Here is a 24,460-nt window from a genome sequence, read left to right as displayed (position 1 = left end):
TTCGCACGCTTGCTGCCCCACGAGGGGGCGCTTTTCCCCTTGGGGCGGCCCGGCGGGGAAAATATGCCCCCACGCCGCGCGCGCTTCGCACGCTTGCTGCCCCCCGAGGGGGCGCTTTTCCCCTTGGGGCGGGCATTCCTTCGGGACGCGGCGTACGCAGTGGCGCAGCCCCCTTCCGGGGGCTTTTTTAGTGGCGCGTCCGTGGCCCTTCTTTTTAGTAGTCATCCATGAGCCTGTTCCGTTCGGCGGCCACGGTCAGCAGCTTTACCTTGCTGTCCCGTATTTCCGGCCTGATCCGCGACATCCTGGTGGCCCGCGCCTTTGGCGCCGGCCCCATTACCGACGCCTTCTGGGTCGCTTTCCGCATCCCGAACCTGTTGCGCCGCCTGTTCGCCGAAGGCGCATTCGCTCAGGCGTTCGTGCCCATCCTGGGGGCCGCGCGCAACAACCGTTCCGAAGAAGAAGTCCGCACGCTGCTTGACCGCGTCGCCCTGCTGCTGACCGCCGCACTGATGCTGATCACATTGATCGGCATCGCGGCAGCGCCCTGGGTGGTCTCCGCCATGGCCAGCGGCCTGCGCGGCGCGGCCCGCGATACCGAATTCGGCGCGGCCGTCTGGATGACGCGGATGATGTTCCCCTACATCCTTTGCATGTCCCTGATCGCCTTTGCATCCGGCGTGCTCAATACCTGGCGGCGCTTTGCGGTTCCGGCCTTCACGCCGGTGCTGCTCAACCTGTCGATGATCGCCGCCTGCATCTGGCTCGCGCCGCGCATGGATGTGCCGGTCTATGCGCTGGCCATCGGCGTCATGATCGGCGGCGTGCTGCAACTGGCGGTGCAGTGGATTGCCTTGGCGCGGCTGGGCCTGACACCCCGCTTCTCCTTCCGTTTTCGCCAGGCCTGGACCGACCCTACGGTGCAGCGCATCCTCAAGCAGATGGCGCCGGCCACGCTGGGCGTATCCGTCGCGCAGATTTCGCTGCTGATCAACACCAACATCGCCACGTGGCTGGCCCCCGGCAGCGTGACCTGGCTGTCGTTCGCCGACCGCCTGATGGAATTCCCGACCGCGCTGCTGGGCGTGGCCCTGGGCACCGTCCTGTTGCCGAGCCTGTCGGCCGCCCACGCGCGCGATGACCACGGCGGCTACAGCGCACTGCTGGACTGGGGCTTGCGGCTGGTGCTGCTGCTGGGCCTGCCCGCGGCCGTCGGCCTGGCGCTGCTGTCGGACGGCCTGGTCGCCACCCTGTTTCACTATGGCGCCTTCGGCGACCAGGACGTGTTGCAGACGCGGCTGGCCGTCATCTCGTATTCCGCCGGCCTGATCGGCCTGCTGGCCGTGAAGATCCTGGCCCCCGGCTTTTACGCCAAGCAGGACATCCGCACGCCCGTGAAAATCGCCATCGGCGTGCTGATCCTGACCCAGCTCCTGAACGTAGTGCTGGTACCGGTGATGGCGCACGCGGGCCTGGCGCTGGCCATCGGCCTGGGCGCCTGCCTGAACGCGCTGGCGCTGCTGATCGGCCTGCGCCGGCGTGGCCTTTACCAGCCTGGACCGGGCTGGGCCAAATTCACGCTCCGGCTGCTGCCCGCCCTGGCGGGGCTTGCCGCGCTGCTTTGGTATGCGGACGGGCGGATAGACTGGCTGATGCTGCAAGCCCATGCGGGCCAGCGGGCCGCCCTGCTGGCCGGCGTCCTGGCCGCCAGCGGCGTGGTCTACTTCGGAATGTTGTTACTATTTGGGTTTCGCCCCAGGGACTTTGGGCGACGCCCAACGCGGTAATTTCAGCTTTTCAGGCTACATTACCGTCCAAAAGCCGGCCTTTGCGCCGGCTTTATGCATTAAATTCGTCAAGAACTGATAAGTTGGCCGTAATCTTTAGTAAAAAACCTTTATGATTTAAAAATTGCCATCGAAAGGACCCCCGCACACACACTCGCGGGAACATGAAGTGAAGTACGCCCAAGGACAACCCATGGCGGACCAGGTGATCAATTGGCTGCTGTTGCTGCGCTCCGGCAAGGCAACCGCGCAGGACTACAACGACTTCCTGGCGTGGCGAGCTGCCGACCCTGTCCATGAAAATGCCTGGCAACAACTGACGGGCACACTGGCAGGGTCGACGTTCGGCCGGCTCGGTGACGCCTACCCCGCGGGGTATGCCACCGGGGAAGCCGCCCAGCCGCTGATCCCTCCTCCGCCGGCCATCGTGCCGCCTCGCCGCCGTTTCCTGGCCGGCTCGCTTGCGCTCGTCGGAACCAGCGCCTTTGCGGCTTATGTCGGCAACGCCTTCTACCCGCTGAACAACGTGGCCGCCGACGCCGCCACGGCCACGGGCGAACGCCGCCGCTACCTCCTGTCCGACGGCAGCCAACTGCTGCTGGACGCGCGCAGCCGCGTCAACCTGGACTTCACCCCGGCGTATCGCCAGGTGCGGCTGCTGGACGGCGCCGTCACGGTGTCGGTCGCACCCGACGCGCGCCGCCCGTTCCTCGTCCAGACCGCGCAAGGCACGGTCCGCGCCCTGGGCACGCGCTACATGGTGCGCCAGCAGGCCCAGCGTACCGTGGTAGCGGTGCACGAACACGAAGTCGAAGTGGAAACCATGTCAGGCGCACACGGCACCATCCGCGCCGGGACCGGCGCGCGTTTCGACAACGCCCGCATGGATACGCCGCGTGCCGAACTGATGGCCGAAGCCGCATGGGAATCCGGCTGGGTCGACGCCCGGGGCCGTCCGCTGGCCGAAGTGATCGCCGCTTTGCGCCCCTACCGCAGCGGTTCGCTGCGCGTGTCGATGGCCGCGGGCGGTTTGCCGGTATCGGGCCACTTTCCGCTCGACGACACCGACGCGGCGCTGGACAGCCTGCAAGAGCAGATGCCCATCCACGTGCGCCGTTTCACCCCCTGGTTCGTGTCGATCAGCGTCGCCACCTGACAACGAAGGCGATATCGGCTGTATCCCGGGGGCGCTTCCGTTGTATACTCATTACGGTGTTTTTATCCAGTAGGCGCCGCGGGTTTTCCTCAGGGCTTTCATGACCAACCCATGAGGACCACCCGCAAGGGTTCTCCAACCCTGGGATTCATCCCATCAGCGCCCCCCGCCCGGTTGACGGGCGCTCCATCGGTTGAAGCGACATTAAAAGCTTGCAATCCCTTAGGGACTTGCTACAATGTTCGACTTTGCCGAATTCAACTTATATAGCAACATGGCCAATACCGCCCAAGCCCGCAAGCGCGCTCGCCAATCCGTTGAGCGCAACAAGCACAATTCCAGCCTGCGCTCGATGCTGCGCACCGCCATCAAGCGCGTTCGCCAATCCATCGCCGCTGGCGACAAGGCTGCGGCTGGCGACGTGTTCCAGAAGGCCTCCAGCGTGATCGATCGCGTGGCTGACAAGAACATCATCCACAAGAACAAGGCCGCTCGTCACAAGAGCCGCCTGGCTGCCGCCATCAAGGCGCTGGCCTAAGCCATTCTGCCGCCCCTGCTTTTTGGGGCGTCACGAATACGGCAAATGAAGAAGGATGCCCCCGGGCATCCTTTTTTGTTGCCTGCTCGGGTTACGGTGCGGATTAATTTGGCGTGAACTGCGGTGGCGTGAACTGCGATGGCGTGACTGCGGTGGCGTGACTGCGGCGTCGCGCACTAACCCTGCCGGGCGGCGAGCCCTTCCTTGATGGCGCTTGCGGCCTCGCGCAGCGACGCCATGAATGCGTCCACCAACGGGTTGCCGGGCCGATGTTCGGGAAACACGACATTGACCCGAAACGGGAACGAGCGCGTCAAGGGGCGAATATGCAATCCACGGCCGGCAAAGTCCAGCGCGGTCAGCGGATTGACGATCGCCACGCCCAACCCCTGCCGCACGAAGGTGCAGACGGACACCGCGGTGGGCGTTTCAACGATGGACCGCCGCAGCACCCCGGCTTCGCCAAATGCCTCATCGATCTGGATCCGGTAGGGATCGCTGGACGAAAGACTGATGAACGCCTGTCCGTCGAAGTCAGCGAGGCCGATCGCCGGCCGCGCCAGCAACGGATGGCCATCCGGCAACACGCATACCTCGTCCACCTGCAGCAACAATTCGACCCGCGTGCCGGCCGGCACCGAGTCGTGTTCGGTCAGGCCCAGGTCGTAGCGCTGCGCGGTCAGCCATTCCTCGAGCAAAGGCGATTCCTGCGTTTCCACCGACAGACTCACCCCGGCATGCCGGCCGTGAAACCGCTGGAAGGCATCGGGCAGGATGGAATGGGAGAACGCCGGCAGCGCGATCACCGATAGCTGCCCGCCCCGGAACGCCCGCAGACGCGCCGCGGCCGACGCCACGCGTTCCAGCCCGGCATAAGACTGCCGCACCTCTTCAAACAGCGCCAGCGCCGGCACGGTGGGCCGCAGGCGCCCTGCTATCCGTTCGAACAGCGCGAAACCGATGGACTGCTCCATGCGCGCAAGCTCGCGGCTGACCGTCGGCTGGGAGGTGCTGAGCAGGTCGGCCGCCTTCGTCACGCTGCCGGCGATCATCACCGCGCGGAACACCTCGATATGCCGATGCGTCAGCATGGCGCATTCCATATCAGAAATGAATCGATCTTCAACATCAAAGCATTTTACTGGATAGCCCATCCCAGGCATCATCCCGCCTTCGCTTCATTCAACAAGGTCCAGCACGCCATGGCATTCGATCCGCGCCAACTCACCCAACTCGCCGTCGAGCACGGCACGCCGCTATGGGTGTACGACGCCGCCACCATCCGCGAACGCATCGCGCAACTGCGCCGCTTCGACACCATCCGCTACGCTCAGAAGGCCTGCTCCAACGTGCACATCCTGCGCCTGATGCGCTCGGAAGGCGCGGTCGTCGACGCGGTGTCATTGGGAGAGATCGAACGCAGCCTGGCCGCCGGCTTCGAGCCGCGCAGCGAGCCCGAAGGCATCGTCTTCACCGCGGACCTGATCGACCACGCCACGCTTGCCACCGTGCTCAAGCACCACATCACCGTAAATGCAGGTTCGCTGGACATGCTGTCGCGTATCGGCCAGACCTCCCCAGGCCATCGGGTGTGGCTGCGCATCAACCCGGGTTTTGGCCATGGCCACAGCAACAAGACCAATACGGGCGGCCCGCAAAGCAAGCACGGAATATGGATCGACGATGTGGCCGAGGCGGTGTCCATCGTGCGCCGCCATGGGCTCAAGCTGGTCGGCGTACACATGCACATCGGCTCCGGCGTCGACTACGGCCATCTGTCCAGCGTGTGCGACGCCATGGTCAGCGTGGTGAAATCGCTGGACCACGACATCGAGGCCATCTCGGCGGGCGGCGGGCTGTCGATTCCCTACCGTGAAGGCGAACCGCGCATCGACTGCGATCACTACTTCGAACAGTGGGATGCGGCACGCAAGCGCATCGCACAGTATCTGGGCCACGATGTCCGCCTGGAAATCGAACCGGGCCGCTTCCTGGTCGCCGAGTCCGGCGTGCTGGTCGCGGAAGTGCATTCGATCAACCGGCGCCCCGAGCGTGACTTCGCGCTGGTCGACGCGGGCTTCAATGACCTGATGCGCCCGGCCATGTACGGCAGCTTTCACCGCATCTCGGTGCACGCGCCGGACGGGTCAGCGGCGCCGGACGCGCCCGAAACACGCATCGCCGTGGCCGGCCCGCTGTGCGAGTCCGGCGACGTGTTCACCCAGAACGAAGGCGGCGTCATGTCCGATCAGTTGCTGCCGCAGCCGCGCATCGGCGACTTCATGGTCTTTCACAATGCAGGCGCTTACGGCTCGTCGATGTCATCCAACTACAACACCCGCCCGCTGGCCCCGGAAGTCCTGCTGGACAAGGGCGAAGCCCGCCTGATCCGCCGCCGCCAGACCGTCGGCGACCTGCTCGCGCTGGAAGGCTAGGCAATGGTGCCCGGCGTTTGCCGGGCGCCATTGCACGCTTGCCGCTTCAGGTGGGAAAGGCCTCGCGCAACGCGAAGGTGGCCTGCTTGAACACGCCCAGGTCGGTGCCCACCGCCACGAAGTGCATGCCCATATCCAGGTAGCGGCGCGCGTCCGCATGCACGGGCGCGAGGATGCCCACGGCCTTGCCTTGGGCCGACACGCGCTGATGCAGGTGGCGGATGGTTTCCTGGACCTCGGGATGGCCCGGATTGCCGATGTGGCCCAGGGCCGCGGCCAGGTCGGACGGTCCGATGAACACCCCGTCCACGCCTTCGACCGAGGCAATCTCGTCCACCGCCTCGATCCCCGGGCGGCTTTCGATCTGCAGCAGCACGCAGATGTTGTCGTTGATCGTCTGCAGGTAATCCGGCACCGTGCCGTAGCGGTTGCTGCGCTGCGCGCCGGCCACGCCCCGGATACCCTGCGGCGGGTAGCGCGTGGCGGCCACCGCCAGGCGCGCATCCGCCTCGGATTCGATGAAGGGGATCAGCAGGTTGTAGAAGCCTATGTCCAGCAGGCGCTTGATCTGGACCGGATCGTTCCACGATGGACGGCCCACCGCGGCGCTGGCGCTGCCCTGCAGGGCCTGGAGCTGCTGCAGGAACATCGGCACCTCGTTGGGCGAGTGCTCGCCGTCCAGAAGCAGCCAATCGAAGTCCGCCAGCCCGACGAGCTCGGCGGTGATGTGGCTGGACATGCACATCCAGAATCCGATGAGCCGTTCGCGGGCCAGGATGCGTTGCCGGAAACGGTTGGGTAGAGGTGAGTTCATTGCCGCCTTCTAGTAAGGAAAAACAAAAACAGTGCGCGTCGATGCGGATGTCCGGCACCCGCCGGGGCGCCGGACGCCAGGTTCAGTCCAGCTTGGCGCCGGAGGCCTTGGCCGCCTTGCTCCACTTGGCGATCTCGGCATCGACGAACGCCGAGAACGACTTGGGATCGTCGCCCACCACCACGAAGCCCACGCTTTCCAGCTTCTGCCGGACGTCGGGCGAGGACAACGCCTTCACCGTCGCCTGGTTCAGGCGCTGGATCACGGCGGGCGGCGTCTTCGCGGGCGCGGACAGGCCGAACCACGACTCCGCGGAGAAGCCCGGATAGCCCGACTCGGCCACCGTCGGCGTGTCGGGATAGGCCGGATTGCGCTTGGCGCTGGCCACCGCCAGCGCGCGCACCTTGCCGGAGGCGACCTGCGGCAGCAGCGCGTCCTGGTTGAGGAACAGCACCGCAACGCGTCCTCCGATCAGGTCCGTGATGGCCGCCGCGCCACCTTTGTAGGGCACGTGGACCAGATCGATCTTGGCGTCCTGCTTCAGCATCTCCATGGCGAGGTGGCCCGACGAGCCGCTGCCGGAACTGGCGTGCGTGTATTTGCCGGGATTCTCGCGCGCGAGCTTGATGAAGTCCGCGAACGTCTTGCCGGGAAACTCCGTGTTGGCCACCAGCACGTTGGGCCCGGTGGCCAGCAGCGAGATATGGGAGAAGTCGCTGTTGCGGTACGGCATGTTCTGGTAGACCGCGTAGCTGACCGCGTTGGACCCGACGCCCGACAGCAGCAGCGTGTAGCCGTCAGGCTCGGCCTTGGCCACGGCGTCCGAGCCGATGTTGCCGTTGGCGCCGCCCTTGTTCTCGACGACGACGGTCTGGCCCAGTTCCTTGGACAGCTCCGCGGCCAGCAGGCGGCCCACGGAATCGGTGCTGCCGCCCGCGGGGAACGGCACGACCAGCTTCAATTGCTTGGCGGGCCACGTTCCGGTCTGCGCCATCAGGCTGCCCGGCAACATCGCCATCGCCCCTATTGCCGCCGCGGCCAGGACGGTCAGGCGTCTGCGCGCAGATTGCTTATCGTGTTGCATGGTTGTCTCCTCGTTGGTTTTTTTAAGTATGGCGCCCGGTATCCGGGTCAGTGGATTTCAGGCTCGCCCGCGGCCGTGGCGCGCGTCTCGCTCTGAAGAAAATCGAAATCACAGCCCGTGTCCGCCTGGCCGATGTGCTTCAGGTACAGCACGCCATACCCGCGCTCGAAACGCGGCGGCGGTGTCTGCCAGGCGGCGCGGCGTTCGGCCAGCTCGGCGTCCGAGATCAGCAGTTCGAGACGGCGCGCGGGGACGTCGAGCGTGATTCGGTCGCCGTCCTTAACCAGCGCCAGCGGACCGCCCACGTAGGCCTCCGGCGCGACGTGCAGCACGCATGCGCCATAGCTGGTGCCGCTCATGCGCGCATCCGATATCCGCACCATGTCGCGCACGCCTTCCTTCAGCAGCTTCTGCGGAATGGGCAACTGGCCCCACTCCGGCATGCCGGGCGCGCCTTGCGGCCCGGCGTTCTGCAGGACGATGACGCTGTCGGCATCCACATCCAGGTCCGGGTCGTCGATGCGCGCCGCCATGTCGTTGTAGTCCTTGAAGACCACGGCGCGTCCTGTGTGAACCTGCAGTCGTGCTTCCATGGCGGGCGGCTTGATCACCGCGCCGTCCGGCGCCAGGTTGCCGCGCAGGACCGCCAGCCCGTCGCATTCGATCAGCGCCTGCGCGCGCGGCCGGATCACGTCCTCGTTGAAGATGCGCGCGCCGGCGATGTTCTCGCCCAGCGTGCGCCCGTCCACCGTGCGCTGCCCGGTGTCCAGCAGGCTGCCCAACTGCACCAGCATTGCGCGCAGGCCCCCGGCGTAATAGAAATCTTCCATCAGGTACTTGCCCGCCGGGCGCAGATTGGCCAGCACCGGCGTGGTGCGCGCCAGGTGATCGAAGCGGTCCAGGTCCAGCGCGAAGCCGCTGCGCCGCGCCATGGCGATCAGATGCACCACCGAGTTCGTCGACCCCGACAGGGCAAGCACCGTGCGCACGGCGTTGTCGTAGGAGGCGGCGGTAAGCAGGTCGGACGGCTTCAGATCCTCCCAGACCATTTCCACGATGCGCTTGCCCGTCAGGCTGGCCATCTGGGCATGGCGCGAGTCCGGCGCGGGGATGGACGACGCCCCCGACAAGCACAGGCCCAGGGCCTCGACCGCGCCCGTCATGGTGGACGCCGTGCCCATCGTCATGCAGTGCCCCGGAGACCGGGCAATGCCGTCCTCCACGCCCTGCCAGTCTTCCTCGGTGATATTGCCGGCCCGCAGCTCCGCCCAGTACTTCCATGTGTCGGAGCCGGAGCCCAGCGTGTTGCCGTTCCAGTTGCCGCGCAGCATGGGGCCGGCGGGCACGAAGATCGTGGGCAGGTCCATCGACACGGCGCCCATGATGAGCGCCGGAGTCGTCTTGTCGCAACCGCCCATGAGCACGCAGCCGTCGGCGGGATAGGAACGCAGCAGTTCTTCCGTTTCCATCGCGAGGAGGTTGCGGTAGAGCATGGTCGTGGGCTTCTGGAACGGTTCGGACAGGCTCATGGCGGGCATTTCCACCGGAAAGCCGCCCGCCTGCCAGATACCGCGCTTGACCTCTTCGACCCGCTGCTTGAAATGGCTGTGACAGGGGTTGATGTCGCTCCAGGTATTGATGATGGCGATGACTGGTTTGCCGGCGTAGTCCGACCGGTGATAGCCCATCTGCGCCGTGCGCGAACGATGACCGAAGGACCGCAGGTCCTTGACGCCGTACCAGCGGTGGCTGCGCAGGTCTTCGGGCTTCTTGCGCTTGTCGGAATTGCTCATGTCTCGCATCCTCTGCTCTTTGGCGGGGTTAGGGCCGGTTCACGCTGAAGACAGCCATGCACAGGCCCGTGATCGGAATGGGGATTCAGGCGGGGTCCAGCAGATACGGTGTGCCGGCGCGCTCGCAGATGCCGCGCAGGCGCTCGGCCAGGGCCGCGGAAATGGGAATGCCCTGGCCTAGCCGGCGCGCGCGTTCGGCGGCTTCGGGCTCACCAGCCACCAGCACCGGCTCGGCCGGATCCGCGGGCGGCGTGTCGTGCAGGGCGTCGATCATGTCGTCCATGTCGGACTCGAACGAGCCGGCCGCACGGAAGGCGTCGGGGTTGAGCGCCAGGAAGAAATGCCCCACGTCGTCCGGCTCGCCCGGACGGCGGGTCGACGCGCGCCGCGCGGCAAAGGCGCTGCCGCTGAGCGTGCCGCCCAGAATCTGCGCCATCATCGCCAGGCCGTAACCCTTGTGGCTGCTCATGGAAGGCGTGCCGCCCAACGGCGTCAGGCCGCCTTCGGGGTGCTTGAAAATGAATTCCATGGCGGCGCCCGCATCCGTGACCGCGCCGCCCCGCCCGTCCACCGCCCATCCCGGCGGCAAGGGCTTGTCCAGGAAGTCGTACACCTTGACCTTGTTGGCCGCGACAGTGGTGGTCGCCATGTCCAGCACAAAGGGTTCGTTATAGGCCGCGGGCGCGCCGAAGGCGATGGGGTTGGTGCCCAGCATGGGCATGGCGCCGCGCGTGGGCACCATGATGACGCCGTTGGCGCTGCTGGTCGCCAGTCCGACCACGCCGCGTTCGACCGCGATGCGCGCATACACGCCAGCCGCCCCGAAGTGATGGGAGTTGCAGACCGACACCGCGCCCACGCCGTGTTCCAGGGCCTTGTCGACCGCCAGGTGCATGGCCTGCGCGGCCACGGGATAGCCCAGCCCGCCCATGCCATCTATCAGCGCGCTGGCGCCGCCGTCGCGCACCACGCGGGCGCGGGCATCGAGGCGCAGCGAGCCCGCGCGCCACTTTTCTTCGTAGGCGGGCAGCATGGAAATGCCATGCGAATCGATGCCCAGCAGGTCCGTCCGCGCCATCAGGCCCGCGGTGGTGAGCGCCAGGTCCTCGGCCATGCCCCACGCCATCAGCACCTGCAGTATCTGTTCCTGCACCTGCTCCACCGGCACGGCCGCCGCAATTGATCCATTCCCTCGCACTGTTTGTCTCCTGTAGTCCTTGGTTTTTCGTGGCGGGCCAGGAACGGGCGTCAGTCGCGGTCGCGATCCACCAGCCGGTGCCGGGCCTGGCCCAGATGGAATTGCATGGCGACGCGGGCGCGTTCGCCGTCCTGTTCGCGGATGGCGTCCAGGATGGTGGCGTGTTCATCGACCACGCGTTGCGCGCGCTGCCGGGAACCGGTGCGCGTCAGATTCAAGGTAAGGCGCATGAAGCCGCTGATCGATTCGTGGATGCTCTCAAGCACGCCCAGGTAGAAATCGTTGCCGCTCGCCTCCGCGATGCTGGCGTGAAAGGCCAGGTCCGCTTCGGCGGACACCTGACCGCGGGCCAGGGTGTCGGCGAACGCCGCATGCGCCTCGGTGATCTTGTTGAGCTGTTCGTCGGTGCGGCGCAGGGCCGCCAGGCGCGCCGCATCGCCTTCGAGCGCGACGCGGACCTCTTGGGCCCGCAGATAGGCGCTGACGTTCTGCACGTCATTGAAGGTCTTCAGGCGGGGCGCCGGCTGATGGCTGACGAAGGTGCCCAGGCCCTGGTGCGCCGTGATGAGGCCGTCGGCGCGCAGGCGCAATAGCGCTTCGCGCACGACGGGGCGCGATACGCCAAAGCGTTCGGATATTTCATTTTCGGACGGCAGCTTGTCGCCGACGTTCAGTCCGCCGGACACGATCTGTTCGAAGATCTGCCCGTAAAGCTGGTCCGCCAGCCGCACCCGATGCCCGCGTTCCAGCACCGGCGCGCCCGAAACCTCCGGCGCGGCGGGCGCGGATGGCGCGGGCGGGGGCGATGCTTTGGGTCGGGCCACGGAACCTCCTGGGGATAGGGCCTGTTCGCGCGCCGCGGACAGGCCCTATGACACTGTCCGCGACGCGCGCAGAGCGCTCATCGTAACGTCAATGCGCGGCGAAGGCAGCACGGCCCGGCCATTGCGCAAACGCTCACGCCGTCGCGGCCTCGCGGTCCCAGGCGGCCAACGCACGCGCCACGGGCGCCACGCGCTCGCGTTCGGCGCTGGAGATGCCCGTCAGCAGCGGCAGCATCGGTCCCATGTCCGCCACGCCGGACAAGGTAACCGCATCGTGCAGCACGCGGATGGGGCTGATGCTGTCGCGGCAGTCTTCCAGGCCCATATAGTGTTCGCGCACGGCTTCGGCTTCATCGTAGCGGCCGTCCCGCAGCAGATGCAGCAGTTGCATCGAACCGCGCGGCGCCACGCAGACCGAACCCGAGGTGAAGCTCTTCAAGCCAAAGTCGCGATAGTGGACGATGGCCGGACGTTCGCCGATACCGCTGACGATCCAGCGCGAATCCACGGCTTGCAGCATGGCCGACAGGTAGGCATCCCGAGAGAAATCGTCGCGGACGACCGCGTATTTGAAGGCGGCGATGCGGCCCTCTTCGACCAGGCGCGCCGCCGTCTCCGGCGCCAGGTAGTCGGCCGATTTGATGTAGACGACGGCCGGCTTGGCCAGCGCGTCCGTGAAGCGGCGCACGCCGTCGGCAAGGCCGGCGTCGGTATACGGGAAGGCCATGGGCAGCAGCATCGCCGTGGGGAAAGCGCGCGACCGCAGGATCGCGGCCTGGTCCATCATCTTTCCGTAGTCGGGCCCCACGGACGGCAGGATCCACGTGTCCGCGCCCGCCAGTTCGGCCAGCATGTCCACGATGCGCGCGTACTCGCTGACGCCCACGTTGTAGAAGTTGGCATTGCCGCCATACATCACGTTGCGCACGCCGCCCGCTTCCAGATGGCCGAGCAGGGCCTGGTTGGCCGCTACATTCAAGGAAAGGTCGGCATGGCGGGCCAGGGGCGGCACGGCGATGACCGAACGCTGCAGGTCCTGGGCGGTGACCGGAGAAGTTTTCATGGACGGGCTCCTGGCTGATCCAGTTGTCAAATAAGTAGGGTGAAAAAAGTATACTTGGTTGACAAGCACAACCTCAATACCTATATTTGTTTTACAAGTAGATCGGCAGCACACACGCAGGGCGCCCGGGGCGTCATGCGGCGTCAAAACTCCCGGCGGCGCCGGGAGCGGAATACCCCCAGAAACGATGCGCGGCCACGCGCACACCGAGGAGACGAATTCCATGCATGCAGCCCCTGCGAGAGGCCGATTCATCGCGGCCGCCCTGCTGACGGCCACCGCCTTTCTTCTGCCGGCCGCGCCGGCCCTGGCGGACTACCCGGAACGCGACGTGAAGATCATCGTGCCCTTCCCCGCCGGCGGCACCGCCGACATCGCCGCGCGCGTGGTGGCGGCCGAACTGGGCAAGAGCTGGAACAAGCCCGTGGTGGTGGACAACAAGGCGGGCGCCGGCGGCAACGTCGGCACGGCGGAAGCCGCGCGCGCCACGGCCGATGGCTACACCCTGCTGATGGGCACGGTCAGCACGCACGCCATCAATCAGTCCGTCTACGCCAAGCTGCCCTACGACCCGGTCAAGGACTTCGTGCCTGTCACCCTGGTCATCCCGGTGCCCAACATCCTGGAGCTGAACCCCAAGTTCGCCGACAAGCACGGCATCCGCACGGTGGCGGACCTGATCAAGTACCTGAAGGCCAACCCTGGCAGCGTCAACATGGCGTCCACCGGCAACGGCACTTCCACGCACCTGTCGGGCGAGCTGTTCCAGAGCATGACAGGCACGCGCATGACGCACGTGCCCTACAAGGGCAGCAGTCCCGCGCTGACCGACGTGATGGCGGGGTCGGCCGACCTGATCTTCGACAACCTGCCCTCGTCCATGGGCTTCATCAAGGGCGGCAAGCTGCGCCCCTTGGCCGTCACCACCGCCAACCGTTCGCCCGCCCTGCCCGACGTCCCCACGCTGGCCGAGGCCGGCGTCAAGGGTTATGACGCGTCGAGCTGGTTCGGCCTGCTGGCCCCGGCGGGCACGCCGCCGGAAATCGTTCAGAAGATCCAGCGCGACGTGGCCGCCGCCTTGCAGCAGGAGCCCGTGCGCGCCCAGCTGCAGGCCCAGGGCGCCACGCCATCGGGCAACACCCCCACCCAATTCAAACAGTTCATGGCTCAGGAAACCGTCAAGTGGGCCGAGGTCGTAAAGAAATCCGGCGCCAAGGTCGACTGACCCGGCGTTGATCCGGGCCCGCCCGCAACGCGTGAGCGGCGGGCTCTTCATCATCACGCGAACCAGGAGACTCCATGAACAAACTGATCAGCGCCGCCGTCGCGGCGGGCGCCATTGTGCTTGGCGCGCCGGCGGCACAGGCCGCCGGCTACCCCGAAAAACCCGTCACCATGATCGTGCCCTTCGTCCCGGGCGGCTCGTCCGACATCACCGCGCGTTCGGTCACGCCAGCGCTGTCGAAGCTTCTGGGCCAGACCTTCGTGGTCGAGAACAAGCCCGGCGCCAACAGCGCCATCGGCGCCCAGGCGCTGGCCCGCTCCACGCCCGACGGCTACACCATGATGGTCGGCTCGATCGGCACCTTCGCCATCAACGAGGCGCTCTACAAGAATCTGGCCTACAACCCGAGCAAGGACTTCGCGTACCTGACGCAGGCCGTGCGCAATCCCAATGTGCTCGTGGCGGCAACCAGCTTTCCCGCCAGCACCGTCGCCGAACTGGTCGCCTACGCGAAGAAGAACCCGGGCACGGTGTCGTACGCGTCGTCGGGCACCGGGTCGTCCGACCACCTGTCTGCCGTGCTGTTCCGCCAACGCACGCAGAGCACGGGCGTGGACGTGCCCTACAAGGGAGGCGGCGCCGCGATCGCCGACCTGCTCGGCGGGCAGGTCAACGTGTCGTTCCAGAACCTGGGCGCCGTGCAGAACCACATCAAGGCGGGCAAGCTCAAGGCCCTTGCCATCACCGGCGACGCGCGCGCGACGGATCTGCCCGACGTGCCGACGCTGACGGAGGCCGGCATCAAGGACATGGTGGTGTATTCCTGGCAGGGCTTTGCCGTGCCCAAGGGCACGCCGCCGGCTGTCGTGGAGCAGCTTGCCAAGGCCTTGCGGACGGCCTTGCGCGACCCGCAGACCGAGAAGACCCTGCAAGGCCTGGGCTTTGAAGTGGTCGCGAACACCCCCCAGCAGTTCACCGAATTCCAGCAAGCCGAAGTCAAGCGCTGGAAGGACGTGATCCAGAAGGCAAACATCCAGCTTGAATAAGCCAGAGGGGGGATGCCCGTGGCATCCCCTCATCCGGAATCAAGCCTGATCAAGTAGCATGAACGCTTCGCCACCCAACCGTACGACAACATGACCACCAAGCAACGCATCATCCAGGTCGGCTCGCTGGCCGGCTCCCCCACCGCCAACAAGCGTCTTGCAGACGGCTACGACGTCGTCGAACTGTGGAAGTATCCGGACCGCAAGGCTGCGCTGGCAGAGCACGGCAAGGGCGTCACCGCCGTCGTCACGTCGGCCAACTTCGGCGCCAGCGCAGAGCTCATCAACGCCCTGCCCGACCTGAAGGCCATTTGCAGTTGGGGCGTGGGGTACGAAACCATCGACGTCGAAGCCGCCCGTCAGCGCAACGTGCTGGTCAGCAACACGCCGGACGTGTTGACCGACTGCGTCGCCGATCTGGCCTGGGGCCTGCTGATCGCCGGCGCCCGCCGCATGGGCCAGGGCGAACGCTTCGTCCGGGCCGGCCAATGGGGCCAGGTGCATGGCAGCATCCCGCTGGGCCTGCGCGTCAGCGGCAAGAAGCTGGGCATCGTGGGCCTGGGCCGCATCGGCGAAGCCATCGCCAAGCGCGGCACGGGTTTCGACATGGAAGTGCGCTATCACAACCGCAGAAAGCGCGACGACATCGCCTACGGCTACGAGGCGTCGCTCACGGAGCTGGCCAAGTGGGCCGATTTCCTCATCGTGGCCACCGTCGGCGGCCCCAGCACGCGCCATCTGGTGAACCGCGAAGTGCTGGAAGCGCTGGGCCCCAAGGGCATCATCGTCAACATCGCGCGCGGCCCCGTCATCGATGAAACGGCGCTGGTCGCCGCGCTGGAAGCCGGCAAGCTGGGCTGCGCCGCGCTCGACGTGTTCGAACACGAGCCCAAGGTGCCCGAAGCCCTGGTCAAGAGCGACAACGCCGTGCTGTTGCCGCACATCGGCAGCGCCACGGAAGAAACGCGCCTGGCGATGGAAAACATGATGTTCGAAAACCTGCAGGCATTTTTCGAGACCGGCCGCGTGGTCACACCGGTGGAATAAGGCGGATGCGCTCCGCGGCCGCGAAAGCGGCCGCGCGCCACAGGCCGCGCGCCACAGGCCGTGCGCCACAAGCCGTGCGCCACAAGCCGTGCGCCACAAAAAGAAAAGCCTCTCGGCGCCCATACCGAGAGGCTTTCGACTTTCCGCCCCGCGGGAACCGGAAGTCTTCTTGCGCAAAGGAACTTGAGCGTTGCCGCCCGTCGCGATTACTTCGCCGGCGTCGTGGCGCCGGACGAGTGCATCTTCGCGGCTCCACCCGACTTTTCCGTCCCATGCTTGGCGGACGTCTTGTCGGACTTGTGATGCTTGTGCTGCGCCTGGGACTTGGTCTCGCCCGACTTGGCGTTGGCATCGGCGCCGGCCGCGAACGCAGACGGCGCCGCGGCAAGACCAAGGCACAAGGCCGAAGTGGATAAGAATGCAGCAATACGGGAGTGAGTCGTCATTTCATGAACTCCTGGATGGTGAAGGCCAATGGCCTTCTTCCGATACGGGGCGGCAACATCGCCGCTTGGCCCGTACCCCGTTTGAAGCCCTCTCCGCAAGAAGGTTCAACGCGGAACCATATATTTTCCGCCGCTAACGCCTGGTCATGAAGCAGGCTTTCACGGCGCTTTCACTGGCCGCGCGGCGAGCGTGGGCGAGTCCCGCGCTAGGCCTCGAAAGCGAGCAGCGCCACCGTTGCGAACAGCATGAGCGCGAAGCAGGCTCTCAGCTTTCGTTCAGGAAGCCGGTACGCAAGCCGCACGCCGACAGGCACGAGCAAGAGGCTGCCGATGGCCAGCGGCGCGCCGACCATCCAGTTCGCCTGGCCAGCCCAGGTGTAGGTGATCAACGCGATGGTGGACCCCGGTATCACCATGCTCAACGCCAGCGCCTGCGCAGTGGTCTGCGGAAGCCGGAAGACCGAGGTGATGATGGGCACGGCCAGCACCGCGCCGCCCACGCCGAAGAAGCCGCCAAGCGTCCCGCACAGGATGCCCAGCACGCTGGCCCGGCGCGGCGTGAAGACGGGCGCGTCGCGCTTGGGCGCCTGCGCACGCCGCGCTGCCGGCCGGGATGCGCGCCATGTCTGCCATACATAGAACAGCGCGATGAAGAACAGGAACACCGCGAAGCTCTGGCGCAGGACGCTGGAATCGATGCCCAGCGCGAGCCGCGCGCCCACCCACGTGAACACCACGGCGCCGCCCGCGCCCGCCAGGGCGACGCGCCTGTCGATGCGCGTCTGCTGGTTGTACTTGCGAACGGCCATCATGATGGTGGGCAGGACCATGATGAGCGCGGTGCCTTGCGCCAACTGTTGCGACATGCCCATCAAGAGGACCAGCGCGGGGATGGCGATCAGGCCGCCCCCGATGCCCAGCACGCCGCCCATGAAGCCGATCAGGCCGCCCGCAGCCAGGCACGCGGCGATAACATACAGACTCACGTCTTGCTCCAGCAGGCCCGGCCGGATTCAGACCGGGCAATCAGAAAGTGAAGAAGAAAGGCCGTCGCTTGCGGCCGGTGCGTGGCGGATCCGAGGAATCAGCGCAGCTTGTCCAGCGCGCCGTCCAAGCGGTCCACGGCCCAGATTTCCAGCCCCTCGATAGGCTGGCGCGGCGCGTTGGCCTTGGGGATCAAGGCGATCGAGAATCCCAGCTTGGCGGCTTCGCGCAGACGCTCCTGACCGCGCGGCGCGGGCCGGATCTCGCCGGCCAGGCCGACTTCGCCGAAGGCGATCAGCCCGCGCGGCAAAGGCTTGTCGCGCAACGAGGACATGATGGCCAGCAGGACCGGCAAGTCGGCCGCGGGCTCCGTGATGCGCACGCCGCCCACCGCATTGACGAAAACGTCCTGGTCGAATGTGGACACCCCCGCGTGCCGGTGCAGCACCGCCAGCAGCATGGCCAGGCGGTTGCCTTCCAGCCCCACCGTCAGGCGGCGCGGGTTGGGCGCGTGGGAACTGTCCACCAGCGCCTGGATCTCGACCAGCAGCGGACGCGTGCCTTCCTGGGTAGCCATCACGCACGAGCCCGCCACCTGCTGCTCGTGTTGCGACAGGAACAAGGCGGACGGATTGGCCACGCCGCGCAGGCCCCGGTCCGTCATGGCGAAGACGCCAAGCTCATTGACCGCGCCGAACCGGTTCTTGAAGGCGCGCACCAGCCGGAAGGACGAATGCGTATCGCCTTCGAAGTACAGCACCGTGTCCACGATGTGCTCCAGCACGCGCGGGCCGGCCAGCGCGCCGTCCTTCGTGACGTGGCCGATCATGACGATGGCGATGCCGGTCTGCTTGGCCAGGCGCGTCAGTTGCGCCGCGCATTCGCGCACCTGCGACACCGAACCTGGCGCGGCGCTGAGTTCGCCGCTGTAGAGGGTCTGGATCGAGTCGATGACGGCAACGGTGGGCTTTTGCTCCGACACCGCGGACTGGATGGCTTCCAGCCGGATTTCCGCCAGCAGATTGACATTGCCCGTCTGCAAGCCCAGCCGGCGCGCGCGCAGCGCCACCTGCTCGGCGGATTCCTCGCCGGTCACATACAGCACGTTGGAGGTTTCGGAAAGCGAGGCCAGCGCCTGCAGCAGCAGCGTCGACTTGCCGATGCCGGGATCACCGCCGATGAGCACCACCGCGCCGGCGACCAGGCCGCCGCCCAGCACACGGTCGAACTCTTCGAGTCCGGTGGGCTGGCGCGGCGTTTCGCGGGCCTCGATCTCGGACAGGCTGCGCACGGGGCTGGTGGAGGCCAGGGGCGCATAGCGGTGGGCCGACGCGGCGGGCGTCGACGATTCCACCGTTTCTTCCAGGGTGTTCCAGGCGTTGCAATGCGGGCATTTGCCCTGCCACTTCGGGGTAGTGCCGCCGCAGTCGGCGCACACGTATACGGTTCGGGATTTGGCCATGCGCGAAAGTGTACCGGCAACCCGGCGCGGCGGCGCGGGGCGGCCGCGGCAGCGCGCGTTTTTCAGCCCGCGTTGAATCCAGTGCGCACCGCATCGGCGCGGCCCGCTGTCATTTTGCTTTCACAAAAAGGGACGGCCCGAAGTTACATGATGCAAACACAAGAAATTTCCTGCCGGATCTTTTCAAATCGCGCATAATCGAAAGGTGCAGCGCATTGTCGAACCGTCCAGTCCAGGACGGCATTCTCAAGCCAAGCCGCCCCCCGGGGCGCGGCAGCGGAAATCGCGGCGCAATCAACTTGCGGCCTTCCACGAGGCCGCCTACACCGGAACAAGACCCGAGCCACGACGAGATCGCCGGACCACCGGCGCGGCGCACGCAGAGGTCAAACGCCATACGCCCGGCCACTAGGCGTATGCGCGAGGAGTACGCGCATGAGCATTACCTATCGCCCCCCTTACGATGAAGACGACGAACGGGATCTGCGCGCCCTGTATCGCAAGCCCGGCCCCGGGACCAGTCCCGAACTGGACGCGGCGGTGCGGCGGCGCTGGCACCCTGGCCATAGCTGGCACCCCGGGTGGGGCGCGGCCGCATGCGCGGTGATGGTGGCGGGCCTCTTCGCCTGGACCGACATGCGCGAAGCCGACGACCTGCCCGACCTCAACACGCAGTTGATCGCCCCGCAAGAATCCGACGCCTCACCGGCACGCGCTCCCGCGCCGCAACCCGTTGTTGCGGAGCCTCAGCCGGCCGCGCCGGTCATGCAGCGCGTCGTCGCGCCCCAGGCCGAACCCGCTCCAAGCCCGCCCTCTCCCGCCACGGCGGAAAGTCCCGCCGCCCCGGAAGCGGCCGCCGCCGACAGCGCGCAGGCCGAACCTGCCGCCCCCGCTGCGCCCGTGGCCTTCACCGAACAAGACATCGAGGCCAGCGTGGCCCAGATCCGGGCCTTGATCGTGAACGACCGCGAAGAAGAAGCCGTGCAGGCGTTGCGCCAATTGCAGCAGGGCGCGCCTGACTTCGCCCTGCCTGACGACCTGCAGGAACTGGCCCGGCAGAATCCGGCGTGACCGCCGATCCGGCCCCAAAACAGGCCCCCGCCGTGGCCGTTCATACAACGGTTACGACGGCCGGCCGCGCAGTAAATCTGGTCAGTTTTCGGATGGCTTCTTGCTAACATTGCCGCCATGAGTCCGAGCTTCAACCACCGCAATCTTCCCCACCTGCTGCTATACGCGCGCGAAACCCTGATGGCGCATTTCCGTCCGATTTTGCACGCGGCCGGCGTCAGCGAGCAGCAATGGCGGGTGTTGCGCACCTTGAGCGAAGCGGGCGCCATGGAACCCAACCAGATCGCCCGCCGTTGCCAGATCCTGAGCCCCAGCCTCACCCGCATGCTGGCCGGCATGGAAGAGCAGGGCTTGATCAAGCGCGCGCGCTCCAATGCCGATCAGCGGCGCCAGGAAATTTCCCTGACGGCCAAGAGCAACAAGCTCATCGACCGCATGCGCCCCCTGGTGGATGCGAAGTACCAGGAAATCGAAGACAAGATCGGCAAGGAGTTGCTGGACCGCCTGTACCGCGACGTGGACGCCATGGCCGATCTGATCCGGCGCGACGCTCCCGGGCCGCACGAATCCACCTAGCCTGGATCGCATGGCCACGCCATGCAGGCCAGGTTCCGCCCACTGTCATTTCATCCAATCGGCCCGCAGTCCATGGACATCCTGACCAATACCTTCAAGCAAGCCTTGCGCGACGGCAAACCCCAGATCGGCCTGTGGGCCGGCCTGGCCAGCGCCTATACCTCGGAAATCCTTGCCGGCGCCGGCTTCGACTGGCTGCTGATCGACGGCGAGCACGCCCCCAACACGCTGGACTCCACCCTGGCCCAACTGCAGTCCGTGGCAGCCTACCCGGTGGCGCCGGTGGTGCGGCCGGCCTGGAACGACCCGGTCCAGATCAAGCAGATCCTGGACACCGGCGCGCAGACGCTGCTGGTGCCCATGATCCAGTCCGCCCAGGAAGCCGCCGCCGCGGTGGCGTCCGTGCGCTATCCGCCGCAAGGCATGCGCGGCGTGGGTAGCGCGCTGGCGCGTTCGTCGCGCTGGAACCGCATCCCGAACTACCTGGAACGCGCCAACGGCGAGATGTGCGTGCTGGTGCAGATCGAAACTCCGCAAGGCGTGGAGGCACTGGACGAGATCCTGGCGGTGGACGGCGTGGACGGCGTCTTCATTGGCCCGGCAGATCTGTCGGCAAGCATGGGATACCTGGGACAGCCGGACCACCCGGCGGTCTTGAAGACCATCGACGCCGCCATCACCCGCATCGTGCGTTCGGGCAAGGCCGCCGGCATCCTGCACGGCGGCGTGGCGCAGGCCAAACACTACCTGGCGCTGGGCGCGACCTTCGTCGCCGTGGGCGTGGACGCCGTGCTGCTGGCGCGCGCGGCGGAAAGCCTGGCGGGCGAGTTCAAGGACCTGAAGGCGGTCGAGGCGGCCAAGGGTCCGTACTGACAGCAAAAAAAAACGCACCCGAAGGTGCGTTCTGGATGAGGCGCAACGTCGGGCCTACGAACGCCCGGCGACGCTGCCACCGCCGTCCACGCCCAGCACCTGGCCGGTGATGAAGCCCGCGTCGTCGGACAGCAGGAAGGCGATGGCGGCGGCCACTTCGGCCGGCGTGCCCAGGCGCTTCATGGGGACCGACGCCAGCGCGCGTTTTTCGCCTTCGCTGCCCGCGGGCCGAGTGGCGCGGAACATTTCGGTTTCGATCGGGCCGGGCGCGACCGCGTTGGCGGTGACGCCGTATTCGGCAAGCTCCAGCGCCCACGTGCGCGTGCAGCCCACCAGCGCGCTCTTGGCGGCCGAATAGGCGGTACGGTCCAGGCCGCCGTGAATGGCGCGGCTGACGACGTTGACGATGCGGCCGGCGCGGCGCACTTTCATGGATTCGATGAAGGCCTGCGTGACCTGCACCGCCACGCGCACGTTCAGGTCCAGCACGTTATACAGCGTGGCCAGGTCGATCTCGCCGAGCGGTTGCGGCGAGGCGATGCCGACATTGTTGACGACGGCGTCGACCGGGAATTTGTCGCGGATTTCGCGCAGGACTTCTTCGGTGCGGCCGGCGTCCGCCAGGTCACAGGCGTACAGATAGCCGGGAAAATCCACATCGGTCGTGTTGCGGGCAATGCCCACGACGTGACAGCCCATGTCGGACAGCCGCTGAGTAAGCGCCCAGCCGATGCCTTTGGTGGCGCCCGTGATGAGCACGCATTTGTCCTTCATGGATCGAAACCTCGCAGTCTGTTTTCTTGGTCAAAAACGGGCGCTTGAGCGCCCGGTTCCCCCAGTAGACACCATCCGGGTGTCCCCTGTCTTGTAAATTGCGTAGCAATTCTTGCACGCTGGACGCCGGGCGAACCGCGGCCGGCGGCCCGGCCTGGGGTCCGGTTCAGGCGTCGCGGGTGACCGAAACGCGCGGCGCCAGGGCGCAGAGCAGTTCGTAGCCGATGGTGCCGGCCGCCTGGGCCACCTCGTCCACGGAGGGGCCGTCTTCGCCCCACAGCGACACCGGAGCCCCCACGCCCGCGGAGGGAACCGGCCCCAGATCGACGATCAGCATGTCCATGGACACCCGGCCCACGAGCTGGGTCCGTATGCCCGCCACCACCACTGGCGTGCCCGTGGTGGCGTGGCGCGGGTAGCCGTCGGCGTAGCCGCAGGCCACGATGCCGATGCGCATGGCGCGTTCGGCGCGAAAGAGCGCCCCGTAGCCGACCGAATCGCCGGCCTTGAGCTCTTGCACCGCGATGATTTCGGAATTCAGCGACATCGCCGGCTTCAGGCCGAATGCCGAGCCCTCGGCGTCCGCGAACGGCGAGGCCCCGTACAGGCAGATGCCCGGCCGTACCCAATGCGTCTGGGTTTCGGATCCCACCGCGATATCCGCGAAACGCAGCGTGGCGGCGGAGTTGCAGACGCTGATGGCGCCCGGCAGCTTATGCGTCACCGAATTGAAGACACTGAGCTGCTCATTCACGCCCTGCGGGCCGTCGGCGCAGGCGAAGTGGGTCATCTTGCCCACCGAGCCCAGCGTGCCTTGCTGTTGCAGCAACGTGGCGCGTTCATACGCGGCAGGATAGGCCGCCGGGCTGAAGCCCAGCCGGTTCATGCCGCTGTTGAGCTTGAGCATGATGTCGACGCGGCGCGAAAAGCGCGCGCGGGCAAGCATGTCCAATTGTTCGCGATGATGCACCGTGGTGCTCAGGTGGTAGCGGTCGATGATGTCGAGGTCGGACGGGTTGAAAAACCCCTCCAGCAGCAGGATGGGCCCGCCCCAGCCGGCCTCGCGGCAACGCACGGCTTCATCCAGGTCGAGCATCGCCAGGCCCTGGGCCTTTGAAAACCCCGCGACCGCCTGCTCGATGCCGTGCCCATAGGCGTTGGCCTTGATCACCGCCCAGATCGAGGGCGGCACGCCGGAGGCGGCGGCGGCGGTCTGGTCGAGGTGGCGGCGCACGGCGGCAAGATTGTGCGCAAGCGCGGAAACGGAAACAGTGGCGGATATTGGGCGCGGCATGATGTGAGATCCTGTGGCGTTCAAGTCTAACTGATCGCCGCGCCCGCGGCATGGGGCCATGTCATGGGAAAACGACTACTCTAAAATGAAGCAAATACGGCCCTTTGCGCCCCATCCGTACACCTAGCCTATGTCCATCGATCACTACGAGAACTTTCCCGTCGCCTCGCTGCTGCTGCCGCGCAGGCTGCGCGGCGCCGTGACCGATATCTACCGGTTCGCCCGCGCCGCGGACGATATCGCCGATGAAGGCAGCGCGACCGACGCCGAACGCCTGAGCCAGCTGGCCGCGTTTCGTACCGAACTTCATCGCATCGGCGCGGAACCGGGCACGCCCCCGGCGCCCGGCCTGCCGCCGCTGGCCGACATCTTCACGCCGCTTGCCGCCACCATCGCCCGGCATCAGTTGCCCATCACGCCCTTCTATGACCTTTTGTCGGCCTTCGAGCAGGACATCGAAGTCAAGCGCTACGAAGACTACGCCACGCTCACGGATTATTGTTCGCGCTCGGCCAACCCGGTCGGGCGGCTGATGCTGCACCTGTTCGACGCGACCACTCCTCAGAACGTGGCGGAATCCGACGCCATCTGCACCGGACTGCAACTGGTGAACTTCTGGCAGGATGTCCGCGTGGACTGGCACAAGCAGCGCGTCTATCTGCCGCAGGAAGACCTGCGCCGCCACGGCGTCACGGACGACGACCTGGCCGCCTGCCGCCTGACCCCCGCCTGGCGCGAGCTGATGGCGTTCGAGGTCGACCGCACGCGGGCGCTGCTACACTTCGGCGCTCCGCTGGCGCGCCGCCTGCCGGGCCGTATCGGCCTGGAGCTGCGCCTGGTGGTGCAAGGCGGGCTGCGCGTGCTGGAGCGTATCGAGGCGAGCGGCTACGATGTATTCATGAATCGCCCCGAATTGGGCGCCAAAGATTGGGCCATCATGCTGTGGCGCTCCATCAAGTAACAGGCCCCC

23 protein-coding genes are annotated in these 24,460 nt (G+C 66.6%); 11 read left to right on the top strand and 12 right to left on the bottom strand.

What is annotated here, in order from left to right; translation table 11 throughout:
• Window positions 1–227 precede the first annotated feature (227 nt).
• The 3 genes from murJ (at window position 228) to rpsT (ending at window position 3,481) form a co-directional block, all read left to right on the top strand.
• On the top strand, window positions 228–1,787 hold the full coding sequence (murJ, locus tag ASE30_RS01860) for a murein biosynthesis integral membrane protein MurJ (RefSeq protein ID WP_057282554.1): 1,560 nt from the start codon (window positions 228–230) through the stop codon (window positions 1,785–1,787).
• Window positions 1,788–1,980: 193 nt separating this feature from the next.
• Complete coding sequence (locus ASE30_RS01855) at window positions 1,981–2,943, top strand: FecR domain-containing protein (protein ID WP_057282553.1); 963 nt, start codon at window positions 1,981–1,983, stop codon at window positions 2,941–2,943.
• 274 nt (window positions 2,944–3,217) lie between these two features.
• Window positions 3,218–3,481, top strand: coding sequence for a 30S ribosomal protein S20 (gene rpsT, locus ASE30_RS01850; RefSeq protein WP_025135824.1), 264 nt, complete (start codon window positions 3,218–3,220; stop codon window positions 3,479–3,481).
• A 176-nt stretch (window positions 3,482–3,657) separates the two neighbouring features.
• Here the strand turns inward: rpsT and ASE30_RS01845 are convergent, their stop codons facing one another.
• Window positions 3,658–4,572, bottom strand: coding sequence for a LysR family transcriptional regulator (locus ASE30_RS01845; protein WP_057283221.1), 915 nt, complete (start codon window positions 4,570–4,572; stop codon window positions 3,658–3,660).
• Window positions 4,573–4,683: 111 nt separating this feature from the next.
• Here ASE30_RS01845 and lysA point away from each other — a divergent pair, with 111 nt between their 5' ends.
• A complete protein-coding gene (lysA, locus tag ASE30_RS01840; protein ID WP_057283220.1) occupies window positions 4,684–5,916 on the top strand; it encodes a diaminopimelate decarboxylase in 1,233 nt (410 codons plus the stop codon).
• A 46-nt stretch (window positions 5,917–5,962) separates the two neighbouring features.
• Here lysA and garL read toward each other — a convergent pair whose 3' ends face one another.
• From garL to ASE30_RS01810, 6 genes are all read right to left on the bottom strand, one after another.
• Window positions 5,963–6,730, bottom strand: a complete 768-nt coding sequence (gene garL / locus ASE30_RS01835) for a 2-dehydro-3-deoxyglucarate aldolase (RefSeq protein ID WP_057282552.1) — start codon at window positions 6,728–6,730, stop codon at window positions 5,963–5,965.
• An 82-nt stretch (window positions 6,731–6,812) separates the two neighbouring features.
• Window positions 6,813–7,814, bottom strand: a complete 1,002-nt coding sequence (locus tag ASE30_RS01830; RefSeq protein ID WP_082601416.1) for a tripartite tricarboxylate transporter substrate binding protein — start codon at window positions 7,812–7,814, stop codon at window positions 6,813–6,815.
• A 47-nt stretch (window positions 7,815–7,861) separates the two neighbouring features.
• Window positions 7,862–9,607 carry an L-arabinonate dehydratase gene (araD, locus tag ASE30_RS01825; RefSeq protein ID WP_057282551.1) on the bottom strand — a complete coding sequence of 582 codons (1,746 nt, stop codon included), beginning with the start codon at window positions 9,605–9,607 and terminating at the stop codon, window positions 7,862–7,864.
• A gap of 85 nt (window positions 9,608–9,692) precedes the next feature.
• On the bottom strand, window positions 9,693–10,805 hold the full coding sequence (locus ASE30_RS01820) for an Ldh family oxidoreductase (protein ID WP_057282550.1): 1,113 nt from the start codon (window positions 10,803–10,805) through the stop codon (window positions 9,693–9,695).
• Window positions 10,806–10,855: 50 nt separating this feature from the next.
• Entirely contained in the window at window positions 10,856–11,629 is a 774-nt protein-coding gene (locus ASE30_RS01815; RefSeq protein ID WP_156407506.1) for a FadR/GntR family transcriptional regulator, read from the bottom strand.
• Between the two features lie 133 nt (window positions 11,630–11,762).
• Window positions 11,763–12,692, bottom strand: coding sequence for a dihydrodipicolinate synthase family protein (locus ASE30_RS01810; RefSeq protein ID WP_057282549.1), 930 nt, complete (start codon window positions 12,690–12,692; stop codon window positions 11,763–11,765).
• Between the two features lie 223 nt (window positions 12,693–12,915).
• Here ASE30_RS01810 and ASE30_RS01805 point away from each other — a divergent pair, with 223 nt between their 5' ends.
• The 3 genes from ASE30_RS01805 to ASE30_RS01795 all read left to right on the top strand — a co-directional run bounded on the left by ASE30_RS01805 (window position 12,916) and on the right by ASE30_RS01795 (window position 16,010).
• The gene (locus ASE30_RS01805; RefSeq protein ID WP_057283217.1) at window positions 12,916–13,917 is read left to right on the top strand and encodes a tripartite tricarboxylate transporter substrate binding protein; all 1,002 of its coding nucleotides are present in this window, start codon (window positions 12,916–12,918) and stop codon (window positions 13,915–13,917) included.
• Window positions 13,918–13,991: 74 nt separating this feature from the next.
• Complete coding sequence (locus ASE30_RS01800; RefSeq protein ID WP_057282548.1) at window positions 13,992–14,963, top strand: tripartite tricarboxylate transporter substrate binding protein; 972 nt, start codon at window positions 13,992–13,994, stop codon at window positions 14,961–14,963.
• A gap of 90 nt (window positions 14,964–15,053) precedes the next feature.
• Window positions 15,054–16,010: a 2-hydroxyacid dehydrogenase gene (locus tag ASE30_RS01795; protein WP_057282547.1), complete on the top strand. Its 957-nt coding sequence runs from the start codon at window positions 15,054–15,056 to the stop codon at window positions 16,008–16,010.
• Window positions 16,011–16,216: 206 nt separating this feature from the next.
• Here the strand turns inward: ASE30_RS01795 and ASE30_RS01790 are convergent, their stop codons facing one another.
• The 3 genes from ASE30_RS01790 to radA all read right to left on the bottom strand — a co-directional run bounded on the left by ASE30_RS01790 (window position 16,217) and on the right by radA (window position 18,902).
• Window positions 16,217–16,456 (bottom strand): hypothetical protein, encoded by a 240-nt coding sequence (locus tag ASE30_RS01790; protein ID WP_057282546.1) that lies wholly within the window; start codon window positions 16,454–16,456, stop codon window positions 16,217–16,219.
• A 206-nt stretch (window positions 16,457–16,662) separates the two neighbouring features.
• The gene (locus ASE30_RS01785) at window positions 16,663–17,442 is read right to left on the bottom strand and encodes a sulfite exporter TauE/SafE family protein (RefSeq protein WP_057282545.1); all 780 of its coding nucleotides are present in this window, start codon (window positions 17,440–17,442) and stop codon (window positions 16,663–16,665) included.
• Between the two features lie 98 nt (window positions 17,443–17,540).
• Window positions 17,541–18,902: a DNA repair protein RadA gene (radA, locus tag ASE30_RS01780; protein WP_057282544.1), complete on the bottom strand. Its 1,362-nt coding sequence runs from the start codon at window positions 18,900–18,902 to the stop codon at window positions 17,541–17,543.
• Window positions 18,903–19,337: 435 nt separating this feature from the next.
• On the opposite strand from radA, the gene ASE30_RS01775 reads away from it, so the two are divergent.
• The 3 genes from ASE30_RS01775 to hpaI all read left to right on the top strand — a co-directional run bounded on the left by ASE30_RS01775 (window position 19,338) and on the right by hpaI (window position 21,422).
• Window positions 19,338–19,973, top strand: a complete 636-nt coding sequence (locus ASE30_RS01775; RefSeq protein WP_057282543.1) for a hypothetical protein — start codon at window positions 19,338–19,340, stop codon at window positions 19,971–19,973.
• A gap of 117 nt (window positions 19,974–20,090) precedes the next feature.
• Complete coding sequence (hpaR, locus tag ASE30_RS01770; protein WP_057282542.1) at window positions 20,091–20,549, top strand: homoprotocatechuate degradation operon regulator HpaR; 459 nt, start codon at window positions 20,091–20,093, stop codon at window positions 20,547–20,549.
• 72 nt (window positions 20,550–20,621) lie between these two features.
• Window positions 20,622–21,422 (top strand): 4-hydroxy-2-oxoheptanedioate aldolase, encoded by an 801-nt coding sequence (gene hpaI / locus ASE30_RS01765; RefSeq protein WP_057282541.1) that lies wholly within the window; start codon window positions 20,622–20,624, stop codon window positions 21,420–21,422.
• A 54-nt stretch (window positions 21,423–21,476) separates the two neighbouring features.
• Here the strand turns inward: hpaI and ASE30_RS01760 are convergent, their stop codons facing one another.
• Both ASE30_RS01760 and alr read right to left on the bottom strand, forming a co-directional pair.
• Window positions 21,477–22,196, bottom strand: coding sequence for an SDR family oxidoreductase (locus tag ASE30_RS01760; RefSeq protein WP_006220318.1), 720 nt, complete (start codon window positions 22,194–22,196; stop codon window positions 21,477–21,479).
• A 166-nt stretch (window positions 22,197–22,362) separates the two neighbouring features.
• Window positions 22,363–23,490: an alanine racemase gene (alr, locus tag ASE30_RS01755; RefSeq protein ID WP_057282540.1), complete on the bottom strand. Its 1,128-nt coding sequence runs from the start codon at window positions 23,488–23,490 to the stop codon at window positions 22,363–22,365.
• Between the two features lie 130 nt (window positions 23,491–23,620).
• Here alr and hpnC point away from each other — a divergent pair, with 130 nt between their 5' ends.
• Window positions 23,621–24,451: a squalene synthase HpnC gene (hpnC, locus tag ASE30_RS01750; RefSeq protein ID WP_057282539.1), complete on the top strand. Its 831-nt coding sequence runs from the start codon at window positions 23,621–23,623 to the stop codon at window positions 24,449–24,451.
• Window positions 24,452–24,460: the final 9 nt, after the last annotated feature.

This window comes from Achromobacter sp. Root83 (genome assembly GCF_001428845.1).
Classification (GTDB): Bacteria; Pseudomonadota; Gammaproteobacteria; order Burkholderiales; family Burkholderiaceae_B; genus Achromobacter.
The sequence above is the reverse complement of the archived record's forward strand: the minus strand, read 5'-3'. Positions and strand labels throughout refer to the sequence as shown.

What these genes read in the sequence shown, in the direction of transcription:
- murJ (WP_057282554.1), top strand. Translation starts at nt 228, where the DNA reads ATGAGCCTGTTCCGTTCGGCGGCCACGGTCAGCAGCTTTACCTTGCTG.
- ASE30_RS01855 (WP_057282553.1), top strand. Translation starts at nt 1,981, where the DNA reads ATGGCGGACCAGGTGATCAATTGGCTGCTGTTGCTGCGCTCCGGCAAG.
- rpsT (WP_025135824.1), top strand. Translation starts at nt 3,218, where the DNA reads ATGGCCAATACCGCCCAAGCCCGCAAGCGCGCTCGCCAATCCGTTGAG.
- ASE30_RS01845 (WP_057283221.1), bottom strand. Translation starts at nt 4,572, where the DNA reads ATGCTGACGCATCGGCATATCGAGGTGTTCCGCGCGGTGATGATCGCC.
- lysA (WP_057283220.1), top strand. Translation starts at nt 4,684, where the DNA reads ATGGCATTCGATCCGCGCCAACTCACCCAACTCGCCGTCGAGCACGGC.
- garL (WP_057282552.1), bottom strand. Translation starts at nt 6,730, where the DNA reads ATGAACTCACCTCTACCCAACCGTTTCCGGCAACGCATCCTGGCCCGC.
- ASE30_RS01830 (WP_082601416.1), bottom strand. Translation starts at nt 7,814, where the DNA reads ATGCAACACGATAAGCAATCTGCGCGCAGACGCCTGACCGTCCTGGCC.
- araD (WP_057282551.1), bottom strand. Translation starts at nt 9,607, where the DNA reads ATGAGCAATTCCGACAAGCGCAAGAAGCCCGAAGACCTGCGCAGCCAC.
- ASE30_RS01810 (WP_057282549.1), bottom strand. Translation starts at nt 12,692, where the DNA reads ATGAAAACTTCTCCGGTCACCGCCCAGGACCTGCAGCGTTCGGTCATC.
- ASE30_RS01805 (WP_057283217.1), top strand. Translation starts at nt 12,916, where the DNA reads ATGCATGCAGCCCCTGCGAGAGGCCGATTCATCGCGGCCGCCCTGCTG.
- ASE30_RS01800 (WP_057282548.1), top strand. Translation starts at nt 13,992, where the DNA reads ATGAACAAACTGATCAGCGCCGCCGTCGCGGCGGGCGCCATTGTGCTT.
- ASE30_RS01795 (WP_057282547.1), top strand. Translation starts at nt 15,054, where the DNA reads ATGACCACCAAGCAACGCATCATCCAGGTCGGCTCGCTGGCCGGCTCC.
- ASE30_RS01790 (WP_057282546.1), bottom strand. Translation starts at nt 16,456, where the DNA reads ATGACGACTCACTCCCGTATTGCTGCATTCTTATCCACTTCGGCCTTG.
- radA (WP_057282544.1), bottom strand. Translation starts at nt 18,902, where the DNA reads ATGGCCAAATCCCGAACCGTATACGTGTGCGCCGACTGCGGCGGCACT.
- ASE30_RS01775 (WP_057282543.1), top strand. Translation starts at nt 19,338, where the DNA reads ATGAGCATTACCTATCGCCCCCCTTACGATGAAGACGACGAACGGGAT.
- hpaR (WP_057282542.1), top strand. Translation starts at nt 20,091, where the DNA reads ATGAGTCCGAGCTTCAACCACCGCAATCTTCCCCACCTGCTGCTATAC.
- hpaI (WP_057282541.1), top strand. Translation starts at nt 20,622, where the DNA reads ATGGACATCCTGACCAATACCTTCAAGCAAGCCTTGCGCGACGGCAAA.
- ASE30_RS01760 (WP_006220318.1), bottom strand. Translation starts at nt 22,196, where the DNA reads ATGAAGGACAAATGCGTGCTCATCACGGGCGCCACCAAAGGCATCGGC.
- alr (WP_057282540.1), bottom strand. Translation starts at nt 23,490, where the DNA reads ATGCCGCGCCCAATATCCGCCACTGTTTCCGTTTCCGCGCTTGCGCAC.
- hpnC (WP_057282539.1), top strand. Translation starts at nt 23,621, where the DNA reads ATGTCCATCGATCACTACGAGAACTTTCCCGTCGCCTCGCTGCTGCTG.